Here is a 14,019-nt window from a genome sequence, read left to right as displayed (position 1 = left end):
GGTAATGGCAGGAATGGACCAGCAATACAATCCCCGCGACGTTGAACAGAAGGCCCGCACCTACTGGGAAGAAAATAACACCTTCACAGTGAAGGAAGAGCCGGGCAAGCCAAAATACTATTGCCTGTCCATGTTCCCCTACCCCAGCGGCAAACTGCACATGGGGCACGTACGCAACTACACCATCGGCGACGTGATCTCCCGTTACCAGCGTATGCAGGGCAAGAACGTGATGCAGCCCATGGGCTGGGACGCGTTCGGCCTGCCCGCTGAAAATGCCGCCATTGCCAACAAGACCGCGCCCGCGAAGTGGACTCACGCCAATATTGCCTACATGAAAAACCAGCTCAAGCAACTGGGTTTCGGGTACGACTGGAACCGCGAGCTGGCGACCTGCAAGCCGGACTACTATCGCTGGGAACAATGGTTCTTCGCCCGCCTGTATGAAAAAGGCCTGGTGTACAAGAAAATGTCGACCGTCAACTGGGACCCCATCGACCAGACCGTGCTTGCCAACGAGCAGGTGGTTGACGGAAAAGGCTGGCGCTCCGGTGCTCCGGTCGAGCAGAAAAAGATTCCCCAGTGGTTTATCCGCATCACCGACTACGCCGAAGAACTGCTGAACGACCTGGACCAGCTTGAAGACTGGCCCGAGCAGGTCAAGACCATGCAGCGCAACTGGATCGGCAAGTCTGAAGGTACTGAACTGACGTTCCCCCTCAAGGGCCGTGAGGACGTACTGGATGTCTACACCACCCGCCCGGATACCCTGATGGGTGTGACCTACATGGCAGTGGCGGCAGAACACCCTATTGCCATTGCGGCCGCCGAGCGCTATCGGGAGGTGGCTGAATTTGCCGAGCAATGCCGCAACAGCAAGGTCGCGGAAGCCGACATGGCGACCATGGAAAAGAAAGGCATTGATACCGGATACAAGGCCATCCATCCGCTGACCCAGGAAGAAATTCCGGTCTATGTCGCCAACTTCGTGCTGATGGAATACGGCACCGGCGCGCTTATGGCCGTGCCCGCCCACGATGACCGCGACCATGAGTTCGCCCTCAAGTACCGTTTGCCGATCAAGCAGGTGATTGCCGCCGCCGACAATCGCGAGATCGATGTTCAGGAACAGGCCTTCACCGAAAAAGGCATTCTGGTATCGTCCGGCAAATACAACGGCCTGACCAGTGCGGAGGCCTTTGACGCCATCGCCGACTATCTGGAAAAGAATGGCATTGGCAAACGCATGGTCAACTATCGCCTGCGGGACTGGGGTGTGTCACGCCAGCGTTACTGGGGCGCGCCGATTCCGATGATGACGCTGGAAGATGGCACCGAACGCCCGGTACCGGACGACCAGTTGCCGGTTACCCTGCCCGAAGACGTGGAGATGGACGGCGTGCAGTCGCCGATCAAAGCCGACCCGGAATGGGCGAAGACCAGCTACGAAGGCCAACCCGCTACGCTGGAGACCGACACCTTCGACACGTTCATGGAGTCGTCCTGGTATTACGCCCGTTTCTGCAGCCCCAATTACGACAAGGGCATGCTGGACCCGGCTGCAGCCAACTACTGGCTGCCGGTAGACCAGTACATCGGTGGTATCGAGCACGCCATTCTTCACCTGTTGTACGCCCGTTTCTTCCACAAACTGCTGCGGGATGTGGGGCTGGTGAACAGTTCCGAACCTTTTAACCGTCTGTTGTGCCAGGGCATGGTGCTGGCGGAGACTTATTACCGCGAAGACAGCAACGGCGGCAAGGTGTGGATTTCCCCGGCGGATGTGGTCACCGAGAAGGACGACAAGGGCCAGGTTGTGCGCGCGGTTCACAAGGACGACGGGCAACCGGTGGTCTCCGGTGGCGTGACCAAGATGTCCAAGTCCAAGAACAACGGCATTGACCCCCAGGCCATTATCGATGAACACGGCGCTGACACAGTGCGCCTGTTCATGATGTTCGCTGCCCCTCCGGAGCAGTCCCTGGAATGGTCCGACAGCGGCGTTGAGGGTGCCCACCGTTTCCTCAAACGCCTGTGGCGCATGGTCAGCGAACACACCGGAAAAGACGCTGCCCCGGCCCTGGATGCAGCCAGCCTTAGTGAAGGCCAGCGCAACCTTCGCCGCAAGACCCACGAAACCATCGCCAAGGTCAGCGACGACGTCAGTCGGCGGCTGACGTTCAACACCACCATTGCTGCGGTCATGGAGCTGCTCAACGACGTCAGCAAGCTGACCGACGACGAGCCCCAGAGCCTGGCGGTTCGCCAGGAAGCACTGGATACCGCGGTGTTGGTGTTGTCCCCGATTGTGCCCCACATCTGCCACCAGTTGTGGCACGCACTGGGTCACGAGGAGCCGGTGGTTGACGCCTCCTGGCCTGAAGCCGACAAGGACGCCATGGTGCGAAGCGAAATCCAGGTGGTTTTGCAGGTCAACGGTAAAGTCAGGGCCAAGGCCGATGTTCCGGCCAACATCGAGAAAAGCGCGCTGGAAACCCTGGCCCTCGAGAACGAGAACGTCGTCCGCTTTACCGAGGGCAAGACCGTACGCAAGGTCATCGTTGTGCCTGGCAAACTGGTGAACGTGGTGGCGAACTGATATGGCACTCCCGGCCAGCTCCGCAAAGCACTACATGGTTGGCCTGGCCCTGTCACTGCTGGTGGCCGGGTGCGGGTTTCAGCTGCGGGGGGCACCACCGGTGTCATCCGCGCTTCAGCCGCTTGCCGTCGATTGCTCCGGCGATATACCGGCGCAACTGTGTGGCGCGGTCCGGGAACAGTTGGAGCTGGGCGATATTGACCTTCAGTCCACTGAAAACGCTGAGTTTGTCCTGAAGATCAGTAATTTTCGCCGGGAACGCCGGGCAAGCGCCATCACCGTCCGCGCTGCCGCTGCCGAGTACACCTTGCGGCAAACCGTCGATATCGAAGTTTTGACTTCCGACAACATCCCGTTGATTGCGCCAGCCGACCTGACCAGCAGCGAAACCTATCGCTACGATGAATCCAATGTGCTAGCCAAGCAGCGGGAAGAGGAAGCTTTGCAGGAACAGCTCTATAACCGCCTTGCCCAGCAGATTATCTTCCGCCTTGCGCCCCTGGACAGGGCACGGATAGAACGGCTCAGACAGGAAGCCGAACAGGCACGCGACGAAGACAACGGGCCGTCATGAAAACCCAGGCCCATCAACTCCCCCAACTCCTCCAGAAAGGCCTTGCTCCCGTCTACCTGGTATCGGGTGATGAACCCCTACTGGTTCAGGAATGCTGTGACCAGATCCGGAAAACGGCGCGTGAGGCTGGTTTTCTGGACCGGGTGACGTTCCATGCCGACCAGCAACTGGACTGGAACAGCGTCGGGGAAGAGTTCGGGGCGCTGTCCCTGTTTGCCGAGAAACGCCGCATTGAAATACACCTGCCCACCGGAAAACTGGGTGATGGCCGGGCGGTTCTCGAAAGCGTGCTGCAAAACCCTCCCGACGACATCGTACTGCTGCTGATCAGCGCCCGGTTGGACGCAGCCGAAACCCGGCGCAAATGGTACAAGGAACTACAAAACCAGGGCGTGCACGTGCCGGTATGGCCCATCGATACCGACAAGTTCCCCGGCTGGCTGCAGCAGCGGGCCCGCAACCATGGCCTCAGCCTCACCCGCGGTGCGCTGGATGTCCTGGCGGAACGCCTCGAGGGCAACCTGCTGGCAGCAAGTCAGGAGCTGGATCGCCTGGCGTTACTGGGCTCCGGCACGACCATCGACGAAGACACAGTGGAACAGGCGGTACAGGACAGCTCCCGTTTCAACGGGTTCGAACTGGTGACGGAACTCCTGGCCGGCCGGGCTGCCCACGCCCGCAAGATCGTCGGCGTGCTGCAACAGGAGGGCGAAAACCCTTTGGGGTTGCTTGCGGTTCTGACCCGGGATCTTAACCTCACCATGGAGCTGCACATTGCCGCCTCCAAACGTGAGAACACCACCGGTTTCCTGAAAAAACGCGGCGTATTCCAGCCCCAGCGAGCCAGGGCCGTTGAACAGGCTGCCCGGCGCCTGAACCGCCGTCAGCTCAATGCCGCTCTGGAGCTTTGCAGCACCACCGACAGGGCCGCGAAAGGCTTCGATCCCCTGTCCCCGTGGCATTACCTGCAGGATATGATCACCCTGCTGGCAAAACCCGCCTGACCCGCGTCGTATACGCACCAATCCCGCTTGACAGTTTTCGACCTTCGGTAGCATCGTATAAGCATCATCCATCAAAGGAGGTGCATGATATGAGCTTCCAGGACGAACTGAAACAACTCTCGGAAAAAGTAAAACAGTACCGCGACGAAGCCCGGGTCCAGCTGCATCTGGCTCGCGAAGACGTCAAGGATGAATGGGACGATCTGGAGAAGGACTGGGAGCGGTTCCGTAGCAAGCTGGATCATCTCTTGCACGATGCGGAAGATACAACGAAAGAGGCACGTCAGACAGCCCAAAAGCTGGGCGAGGACCTGAGAACGGGCTACAAAAACCTTCGTAACCGTATGAAGTGAAGTGTTAACCAGTTAACAGAATGCCACAAATACCAACCATGAGGCTCTTTCCTGACAGAGCCTCTGTGCCATACTTCTCAATATAGATGAATGAAGCGTCATTTTTCTGACTGTATCGGGTCGGCAATGAACCATTCATGGCCCGATCAGCAAAGGCGCTTCCACGCGCTGAGAGGTATAAATGGCCTATGAAAACCCTAACCTTATTTTCAGTCGCACTTTCGGTATTGCTCATCCCCTCACTCGTTATCAGCCAGAACACCCGGTTCAGTGACCCGGAGACAGTCGTGGAGAATGAGTTCTGGGGAAAACTCTATGCCCAGGGAGGAAACTCCTTTTTCTGTGAAACTCCCTTTACCAGCAAGGGTTTCGTCCTCACGGAGGGTTATGTGTACCCCTTGAACCAGGTTCGCAGCGCCCTGGGCTGTGGCACCAGCAGCCAGTGCGACGATAACGACAGATACCGCCAGATCGCTTCGGACCTTCACAACATGGTGCCGGTTCGCAGCCGTATCGAGATGAGCCGGCGCAACGCCCGGTATGAGGAACTGGGCGATGTGAGCAGCCCGGACGAGTGCGGCATTCGCGAAAGCGCGCAGTTCTTTGAACCGCCACAAAAGGTGAAAGGCGACATTGCCCGGACGGTTGCCTACATGGTGGACACTTATGACCTGCCCTGGGCCGGCGCCTCGCGGGTATTCAAAAGCTGGAACCAGTTGGACCCGCCCGACGACCGCGAACTTACCCGCCATCGCCAGATCGCCGACATTCAGGGTAACGAAAACCCCTTTGTCCTCAATCCGGACCGAATAGAAAACCTCTAGAGGGGAAAGCATCAGGCATCAAAAAAGGCAGGCCCATGGCGTGGGCCTGCCTTTTTTGCTTACTGCCGACCGCTTTTTCAGAATTCTTCAGCAGTCAGCGCCATCATTGAATCGCTGCCACTGCGAATGCCTTCTGCAAGCGCTACCGTCTTGGGCAGCAACCGGTCGAAGTAGAAGCGGGCACTCTTCACCTTGCCGGTATAGAAACCGGAGGTATCGCCCTCAGCCTTGGGTGCGGCCGTTTTCACCATCTTAGCCCACATATAACCCAACGCCGTCAGGCCAAACAGGTCGAGGTAGTCTACCGAGGCCGCACCAACAGCGTCCGGGTTATTGCCCGCCTGATTGATGACGTGCTCGGTGACATCGGACAGGCGCTCGAAAGCCGCGGCCAGTGGCTCCAGATAAGGGCGAAGGTTTTCATCGCCGCTGTTCTCCTCAATGAAGTTAGCCACGTCCTCGGCAAACAACTCATACAGCTTGCCCTGGCTGCCAACAACCTTCCGGCCCATCAGGTCGAGTGCCTGAATGCCGTTGGTGCCCTCATAGATCTGGGTGATACGGCAATCGCGAACGAGTTGCTCCTGGCCCCACTCCCGGATAAAGCCATGGCCGCCGAAGACCTGCTGGCCCATGATGCAGGCGTCCAGACCACGGTCGGTCAGGAAGGCCTTCGCCACCGGTGTCAGCAACGCCACCATGCCCTCGGCGTGTTTGCGGCGCTCATCATCGTCTGAGTACTTGGCGATATCCAGCCACTGGGCCACGTAGGTGGAGAATGCACGGCCACCTTCCACATACCCTTTCATGGTCAGTAGCATACGACGTACGTCAGGATGCACCAGGATCGGGTCCGCGGCTTTGTCCGGCTGTTGGGCACCGGTGGGCGCACGGCTCTGGATACGCTCCAGGGCGTATTCACGGGCGCTCTGCAGTGAGGCTTCCGCCGCACCAATGCCCTGGATGCCAACGCCCAGGCGCTCGTAGTTCATCATGGTGAACATGGCGGCCAGGCCCTTGTTCTCATCGCCGACCAGCCAGCCTCTGGCACCATCAAAGTTCATCACGCAAGTGGCGGAACCCTTGATGCCCATCTTTTTCTCGAGGGAGCCACAGCTCAGGCTGTTGCGCTCGCCCAGGGAGCCATCGTCATTCACTGCAAACTTGGGCACCAGAAACAGGGAAATACCCTTGGGCCCCTTGGGCGCATCCGGTAGCTTGGCCAGAACAAGGTGGATAATGTTCTCCGCCATGTCGTGCTCGCCCCAGGTAATGAAAATCTTGGTACCAGTCACGCTGAAGGAACCGTCGCCGTTGGGTTCAGCCTTGGTGCGGATAATACCGAGATCGGTACCGGCATGGGGCTCGGTCAGGTCCATGGCGCCAGACCAGGTGCCCGCGTACATATTGGGCAGGTATTTTTCCTTGAGCTCCTGGCTGCCATGGGCGTCCAGGGCCAGGCAGGCGCCAGCAGTCAGCATCGGGGCAAGGCCGAACGCCATATTGGCGGCCTGCATCATTTCCTCAAACTGGGCCACCAGGGTTTTCGGCATGCCCATGCCGCCAAACTCCGGGTTGCCACCCAGGCCATTCCAGCCACCTTCAACGATGGTCTGGTAGGCTTCACGAAAGCCTTCCGGCGTGGACACTTCACCGTCATTCCACTTGCAGCCCTGCTCATCACCTTCGCGGTTCAGGGGAGCCAGCACACCACTGGTAATCTTGCCCGCTTCCTCCAGAATGGCGTCGGCGGTGTCCGGATCAACGTTCTCTGCCACTTTCGGCAGCGATGCCCACAGGGCCGGTGCATCAAAAACTTCATTCAGGACAAAGCGCATGTCACGTAAAGGTGCCTGATAATCAGCCATCTAAAACTCTCCACAATTCAGTCAGTCTGCGAAGTGAACGTGCCCGGGCCTACGGCCCTGTTCACTTCCTCGGCTATGTGTCCGCTAGGGTTATTTTTATGGTCGGTATTCTACCCTATTGACGCGCCCGACTCATGAGGTCCCGGCGGCCATTTCATGAAAAAAGCCCGCCTCCTGGGAGAGCGGGCTTTTTCGGTTCCCTGAAACCCGCCTTAGAAGGCGAAGGCTTCTTCCGGCATGTCCATCAGGCTGTCAGCGCCGGCCAGCATACTCTCGGCATGCCCCTTGGCGCGTGGCAGCATGCGCTTGAAGTAGAAGCGTGCCGTCTGGATCTTGGCGTTATAGAACATTTCCTCGGTGGTACCTTCCACCATCTTGTCCAGTGCCACCTTGGCCATGCGAGCCCAGAGATAGGCGAACACGGCATAACCGGAGTACATCAGGTAATCCACGGAGGCGGCACCTACCTCTTCACGGTTTTTCATGGCCGTCATGCCGACTTTCATGGTCAGGTCGCCCCACTCCTTGTTCAGAGCTGCCAGCGGCTCAACAAACTCCTTGAGCTGTTCGTTGTCGGCGTTTTCCTTGCAGAACACGTGAACCTGCTTGGTGAAGCCCTTGAGGGACTCACCCTGGGTCATCAGCACCTTGCGGCCCAACAGGTCCAGCGCCTGGATGCCGGTAGTACCCTCGTAGATCATGCCGATACGGGCGTCACGAACGTTCTGCTCCATGCCCCACTCGGAGATGAACCCGTGACCACCGAATACCTGCATACCCAGGTTGGCCGCTTCGTAACCGATCTCGGTCAGGAAGGCTTTGGCGATCGGCGTCAGGAAGCCCAGGGCTTCGTCGGCCGCCTTGCGCTCTTCCTCGGTCTTGCCGCTGTGAACGATATCGGCCTGCTGCGCGGTCAGATAGATCAGTGCGCGAGCGCCTTCGGCGACGGCTTTCTGGGTCAGCAGCATGCGACGTACGTCCGGATGAACGATGATCGGGTCCGCAATGCCTTCGGGATTCTTGGCACCGCTGAGGGAACGCATGGCCAGACGGTCCTTGGCGTAGGCCAGTGAGCCCTGAAAGCCAAGCTCGGCGGCACCCAGACCCTGGATGGCAGTACCGATGCGGGCTGTGTTCATGAAGGTGAACATGCAGTTCAGGCCCTTGTTCTCCGGCCCGATCAGCCAGCCCTTGGCGCCGTCAAAGTTCATCACGCAGGTGGCGTTGCCATGGATGCCCATCTTGTGCTCGATGGAGCCACAGGAAACCGCGTTACGCTCGCCGGAAGAACCGTCCTCGTCGGGCAGTTGCTTGGGGACGATAAACAGGGAAATACCCTTGGTGCCTTCCGGAGCGCCCGGCAGGCGGGCCAGTACGATGTGGATGATGTTCTCCGCCATGTCGTGCTCACCAGCGGAGATGAAAATCTTGGTGCCGGTGATGGCATAGGTACCGTCAGCGTTGGGTTCGGCCTTGGTACGCAGGGTGCCCAGGTCGGAACCACAGTGTGGCTCGGTCAGGCACATGGTGCCGGTCCACTCACCGCTGATCAGCTTGGTGAGGTAGGTCTGCTTCTGTTCCTCGGTACCGTGGGCTTCGATGGTGTTGGTGGCGCCGTGGCTCAGGCCCGGGTACATGCCCCAGGACCAGTTGGCGGTTCCGACCATCTCGCTCATCACCAGGCCCAAGGAGTGTGGCAGGCCCTGGCCACCGTAGTTGGGGTCAGCCGTCATGGACGGCCAGCCGCCCTCCACATACTGCTGATAGGCTTCCTTGAAGCCGGTCGGCGTTTTCACACCGTCTTCGCTCCAGGTACAACCTTCGTTGTCGCCCACCTGGTTCAGCGGAGACAGCACCTGCTCACAGAATTTGGCACCTTCCCCGATAATGGCATCGACCATATCCGGAGTCGCATCTTCGGCCCCTTCCAGATTGGCGTAGTGCTGCTCGCTGTCCAGCAGCTCGTTCATTACGAATTTAATATCACGCAGGGGCGCTTTGTAGTCAGGCATGGAATCCACCTCAGATTTTCGGTCTCAGCTGCGAAACAGTCACAGCACTCAGCCTCGGGGTTTGCTCATACGCCACGGACAGGATACCGGGCGCCAATAAAACACTTGTTTGAAACATACGTTTAGAGGCACAGAATTGTCAATAGGCGCAATCAAAATTTGTGTTGTGTTTTGTGGCAAATGTATCCGGTAGCGCCTGACAGAGGGGGACAGCCAGGGTTGTAAAATGATCTGCTTTCAGGCGGTTGCCTGAAAGGAGGGGCCGGTATCAGAGGTTACACCGTTGGTCCCGAGGCCAGAAATGATCTGGTAGGCGCTGGCCACTTCGCGGGGCTGGCTTGCGGCGGATTCATTGCCGGCCTCTCTCTCGCGCTCACCGGATTGCCCCGATTCATCAGAGCGCCCCGGTTCAGAGGAGAGCTCTACCTGTGCCTGCAGCATCAACTGCATGGCCTCGGCGGCGACCGCCCGATCCTGCGAGGAAGGCTCCGCCGGTGCCAGGGCCGCGGCCCTGACCACTCGCATTTTGTCGATCGTTGCCTGGGGATCTCCCCTCACGGGAGAAGTATCTATAGAGACTTCACCGCCGACGGCATACTGGGCACCGTCGGGGCCACGCTGGTAAACGTAGGAAATGGAACCGGTGTACTGCCCGCCAACCGATTGGTGGGCAGCCTCGTGAGCACGAACTTCACGGTCGCGGGCTTTCAGTTCCGTCAGTTGTTCCAGTTCGGACTCATCAAAACCCCGGGCATTCTCAGTGCTCGAGCGCTGCGGGCGGGCGCGCTCATTTGCGGAGGCTTGTTCAACTGGGCGGTCGGAACCGGATTCGTCAGAGCCAGTACCAGATGTGGCGGTCACCTGGGGGGAAGGCTGAGCACCTGTTCCGGACAACGGGACGACGCCGGACGCCCCTGTGGAAGTCAGGGGAAATGTCGGAGCCATCGACGGAAGGGAACCCGAAATCGTCATGTCAGCAATCTAGTAGCCAGATCAGAAGGGCGTGATCTCGCCCGGACAGGTTCAGGCGTTGATATCCAGGAGTGTACCCAGAGTCTCATCGGCGGTTTTCACAACCTGGGCTGACGCCTCAACGCTGCGCTCATAGAGCTTCAGGTCGATGATGGGTTCGACCAGGCCGCCGACACCTTCCGCCGTACCCTGGGGACCATCAACACCACCACGGGCAATCCTGCGGGCGGCATTTTCCATGCCCTGCATGCCGTCCTGGATGCCCTGGATACCAATTCCCAATGTATTGTTGATCATAACAGCAGTGTCCAATGGCCATATATTGACACCAGTAAGCCACAATCCTGGTCAATTTTCAAACAAAAAGGCAATGTCCAGGGCCCCGGCCAGCTCGCGTGGGTCCGGCGCTTGCTGCCACGGCAATACGCCCAGACAGGGCGCCGGAAGATTCCGCATAAGATAGTCCAGGGTTTCGCGTTCACAGTCCATGGCCTCCGCGTCCGGCCGGTTGGCCACCCAACCGGCGATCTGCAGGCCGTCGCGGCGAATGGCTTCAGCGGTCAACAAGGCGTGGTTGATGCAACCAAGTTTCAGGGGCACCACGAGAATAACGGGCATTCCCAGGACCACGGGCATGGCGGCATAGGTCTCCCGGTCGTTGAGCGGTACGCGCCAGCCGCCAGCACCCTCAACCAACAACAAATCCCCAGGGCGCATCTGCAGGCCGCGGCAGAACCCGACCAGGCGCTCCGCAGTCAGGTGTCGGCCCGCCTGGGCCGCAGCCACATGGGGCGCAATGGCCGGTCGCAAAGCCACCGGGTTGACCTGGTCGTAAGCCAACGTTTCCGTCATCGCCTTCATTAGTATCAGCGCGTCTTCATTGCGCAGCCCTTCCGGTGTCTCGTCACAACCGGACGCCACCGGCTTCATGGCCAACGTCCGCTTTCCGAGGGTGGCGGCTGCTTCCAGTATGGCGGCGGACACCAGCGTTTTACCGACTCCCGTGTCGGTACCGGTCACAAAATAACTTTTCCTGGCCATAGATCAGAGAACCCCGATATCAGTCCGGCAGGCGGCAGGTCAGCCACGCTGCTTTGTAGGTCGCGTATACGTTACCGTCACGGCCTTTCGGGTAATAACGGCACATAGCCCGCAAACGGCCGGGCGCGGTTGCGCTGTGGCGCCGCGATGCGCCCTTGAATCCTGCCCCGATAGCCTTGAGCTCGGCCAGCAGGGCCAGCGGTGAGGGATAGTCCAGCGAAATCGTTTCAGTTGCAAGATCCGGCACCGGGAGTGTATCGAATGCCTGCTGCCGGAAACCGGCTTCGGATTCAAAACGGTTGACATGCTGATGCCCGGGGTCGGCCCTGCGCCATGCCTCCCTGAGCTCATCAAGGGTGCCATCCAATAGGGTAGACACCATGAGCCGCCCACCCGGGCGAAGAACACGGCGACATTCCGCCAGCACGCTGGCCGGATTACGGCACCACTGGATCATCAGGTTGCTGAACACCACGTCCACGCTGTTATCGGGCAGCGGCAACGATTCGGCATCAGCCATCAACCATCGAATCCCCGTCGGGTTGACCGAGCGGGCGTAGCGGAGCATTCCCGGGGCAATATCAACACCGGTAACCCTGGCCCCCGGTATGCCCGCGAGCTGCCCGGTAAACCAGCCGGTGCCACTGCCAAGGTCCAGTACCTGAAGACCTTTACAAGGCGGACTCACCGCCAACGCTTCCTCGAGTTGGTCAAGCATGACCTGCCCCATGTAACGCTGTAACCGAGCGGCAGGGTTGTAGGTCCGGGACGCGGCCCCGAAATCCCGCGCAATCGCCGCTTTCGGAGGTATCCAGGCTGGTGTTTCGGTTGTTACAGGGGCCATTGATTCTCCTTACTGAAGACGAACTGGCGAATGGCTTCACGGCAGGGCTTCAGGGCCGGTCCACGAGGCCAGTGGGTCATAGCCGGCACCGGAATCACTTCAGCCGTGCCCGCTGAACTGAAAGTGCCGTTCCAGCACTGGACGACGGCGTCCCTGCCCGCCTGGAGATGAAGTACCGGCACCGGCGAGTCTCTCCACAGGGAAAGCTGGTTTTCACTGCTCAGCCATTCCAGCCCGCGAACCAGACTCGCAGCATTGCCCACCGGGCCACGCTCAAGCCATGGCCGCAATTCCTGCCGAGCCTCTGATTCATCATCACTACCGTGGATCAACAGATGCTGGAAACGCTTCCAGGCCCGGCCTGCATTCCGGGCCACCTCTTCCCGAAAGGTTTCGAAGGTAGCCGCCGCCATTCCCAGGGGCCACTCCGCGCTGGCGATAAAGCGCGGAAAACCGGCCAGGGTAATCACCCGGCGAACCTGCAAGCTGCTCCGGGCCGCTGCGGCCATGGCCACATGGGCCCCCTGGGACCACCCGGCCCAGACCGACGGGCACGGGTAGCGGGCCAGCAGGTAGTCCGCAACGGCCGTGATCGAATCACAGCGGGACATCAGGACGTCATTCAGAGAGACCAGGTGAATTTCACCGGGCCAGTGGTCAAATAGCGGAAGCAGCATGGCGGCATCGACGCCCCAGCCACCGACTACCACCAGAGGAGTTCTTGGTCCCACGGCGCTCATACAGCCTCTGCGGATGGCCTATTGATCAGTGAACGACATTCCGCCAACGCCGCCAGCAACCTCGACAGGTCCTCCCGGGAATGAGCGGCACTGAAGGTTACCCGCAGGCGGGCCTGACCTTCCGGTACGGTCGGCGGCCGGATCGCCGTGACCATCAGCCCTTTTGCTTCCAGCGCCTGGCTCAGCGCAAGGGCCGACCAGTTGTCCCCGACCATAATGGGCTGTATCGGAGTGCGCGACGGCATCAGTTCATAGCCCAGCAAGGATGCCTGGCGGCGAAATTCACCGATCAGCGATTGCAGATGGCTGCGGCGATTGTCTTCCCGCTCGATAAGCTCAAGGCTGGTACAGGTGGCGGCTGCAATGGCAGGAGGCATGGCGGTGGTGTAAATATAGGTGCGCGCCTTTTGCACCAGATAATCCATCAACAGTTGCGAGCCGGCCACAAAAGCGCCACTGGTACCCACGGCCTTGCCCAGGGTACCGATCAGCACCGGTACATCCTCCTCCGAGAGCCCGAGTTCGGTCAGACTGCCTCGCCCCTGGGGCCCGAGCACTCCCACACCGTGGGCATCGTCCACCACCAGAAGTGCATCGTGGGCCCGGCAGAGCGCTGCCAACTCGCTCAAGGGTGCGATGTCCCCGTCCATGCTGAATACGCCATCGGTGACCACCAGCTTGTGGCCATCGGCACCGGCCAGCATATCCGCCAGTGCGTCCATATCCCCGTGGGGATAACGCCGAACCCTGGCGCGGCTGAGGATACAACCGTCAACAATGGAGGCGTGGTTGAGGCGGTCGGAGAAGATAGTATCGCCACGGCCCGCCAGCGCGGAGATCACGCCCATATTGGCCATATAGCCGGTGGAGAAAAACAGCGCCGAGCTGCGACCGGTAAACGCCGCCAACCGGACCTCCAGTTGATGATGGGCGTCGTGATGGCCGCAGATCAGGTGAGATGCCGCCCCGCCCAGGCCGGTCTCGGGCATGGCGTCGGTCGCGGCACGGATAATATCGGGATGGTTTGCCAGCCCCAGGTAGTCGTTGCTGCAGAAAGATAGCAACGGCACACCGTCGGAAACCAGTGCCGGCTGCTGCGGGCCACTGATTAACCGGCGGGTACGGTAAAGCCCCGCCTGCTTGCGGTTTTCCAGTTCGGCTGCAAAGTCACGCATGATCAGCCCTCAC

General features: G+C 59.8%; 13 protein-coding genes. 5 read left to right on the top strand and 8 right to left on the bottom strand.

Annotated features, from left to right (window positions below; genetic code table 11):
• Positions 1-13: 13 nt before the first annotated feature.
• From leuS to NLU14_RS01335, 5 genes are all read left to right on the top strand, one after another.
• Complete coding sequence (leuS, locus tag NLU14_RS01355; RefSeq protein WP_275704723.1) at positions 14-2,599, top strand: leucine--tRNA ligase; 2,586 nt, start codon at positions 14-16, stop codon at positions 2,597-2,599.
• Between the two features lies 1 nt (position 2,600).
• On the top strand, positions 2,601-3,173 hold the full coding sequence (locus NLU14_RS01350; RefSeq protein ID WP_275704358.1) for an LPS-assembly lipoprotein LptE: 573 nt from the start codon (positions 2,601-2,603) through the stop codon (positions 3,171-3,173).
• Positions 3,170-4,177: a DNA polymerase III subunit delta gene (holA, locus tag NLU14_RS01345; RefSeq protein WP_275704357.1), complete on the top strand. Its 1,008-nt coding sequence runs from the start codon at positions 3,170-3,172 to the stop codon at positions 4,175-4,177. Before NLU14_RS01350 ends, holA begins: the two co-directional genes overlap by 4 nt.
• Positions 4,178-4,266: 89 nt before the next feature.
• Positions 4,267-4,530 (top strand): hypothetical protein, encoded by a 264-nt coding sequence (locus NLU14_RS01340; RefSeq protein WP_275704356.1) that lies wholly within the window; start codon positions 4,267-4,269, stop codon positions 4,528-4,530.
• A 188-nt stretch (positions 4,531-4,718) separates the two neighbouring features.
• A complete protein-coding gene (locus NLU14_RS01335) occupies positions 4,719-5,354 on the top strand; it encodes an endonuclease (RefSeq protein WP_275704355.1) in 636 nt (211 codons plus the stop codon).
• 77 nt (positions 5,355-5,431) lie between these two features.
• On the opposite strand, the gene NLU14_RS01330 is transcribed toward NLU14_RS01335, so the two are convergent.
• The 8 genes from NLU14_RS01330 to bioF form a co-directional block, all read right to left on the bottom strand.
• A complete protein-coding gene (locus NLU14_RS01330; RefSeq protein WP_275704354.1) occupies positions 5,432-7,222 on the bottom strand; it encodes an acyl-CoA dehydrogenase C-terminal domain-containing protein in 1,791 nt (596 codons plus the stop codon).
• Between the two features lie 212 nt (positions 7,223-7,434).
• Positions 7,435-9,234, bottom strand: a complete 1,800-nt coding sequence (locus NLU14_RS01325; RefSeq protein WP_275704353.1) for an acyl-CoA dehydrogenase C-terminal domain-containing protein — start codon at positions 9,232-9,234, stop codon at positions 7,435-7,437.
• 237 nt (positions 9,235-9,471) lie between these two features.
• Entirely contained in the window at positions 9,472-10,095 is a 624-nt protein-coding gene (locus tag NLU14_RS01320) for a putative metalloprotease CJM1_0395 family protein (RefSeq protein WP_420845014.1), read from the bottom strand.
• A gap of 162 nt (positions 10,096-10,257) precedes the next feature.
• Positions 10,258-10,503: a flagellar biosynthesis protein FlgE gene (locus tag NLU14_RS01315; protein WP_275704351.1), complete on the bottom strand. Its 246-nt coding sequence runs from the start codon at positions 10,501-10,503 to the stop codon at positions 10,258-10,260.
• Between the two features lie 51 nt (positions 10,504-10,554).
• On the bottom strand, positions 10,555-11,247 hold the full coding sequence (gene bioD / locus NLU14_RS01310) for a dethiobiotin synthase (protein ID WP_275704350.1): 693 nt from the start codon (positions 11,245-11,247) through the stop codon (positions 10,555-10,557).
• 19 nt (positions 11,248-11,266) lie between these two features.
• A complete protein-coding gene (locus NLU14_RS01305; RefSeq protein WP_275704349.1) occupies positions 11,267-12,091 on the bottom strand; it encodes a malonyl-ACP O-methyltransferase in 825 nt (274 codons plus the stop codon).
• Positions 12,079-12,831 carry an alpha/beta fold hydrolase gene (locus tag NLU14_RS01300; protein WP_275704348.1) on the bottom strand — a complete coding sequence of 251 codons (753 nt, stop codon included), beginning with the start codon at positions 12,829-12,831 and terminating at the stop codon, positions 12,079-12,081. The genes NLU14_RS01305 and NLU14_RS01300 overlap by 13 nt, the downstream gene beginning before the upstream one ends.
• Positions 12,828-14,006, bottom strand: coding sequence for an 8-amino-7-oxononanoate synthase (gene bioF / locus NLU14_RS01295; RefSeq protein WP_275704347.1), 1,179 nt, complete (start codon positions 14,004-14,006; stop codon positions 12,828-12,830). Before bioF ends, NLU14_RS01300 begins: the two co-directional genes overlap by 4 nt.
• Between the last annotated feature and the right edge of the window lie 13 nt (positions 14,007-14,019).

The organism is Marinobacter iranensis, assembly GCF_029207565.1.
Taxonomy (GTDB): domain Bacteria; phylum Pseudomonadota; class Gammaproteobacteria; order Pseudomonadales; family Oleiphilaceae; genus Marinobacter; species Marinobacter iranensis.
The sequence above is the reverse complement of the archived record's forward strand: the minus strand, read 5'-3'. Positions and strand labels throughout refer to the sequence as shown.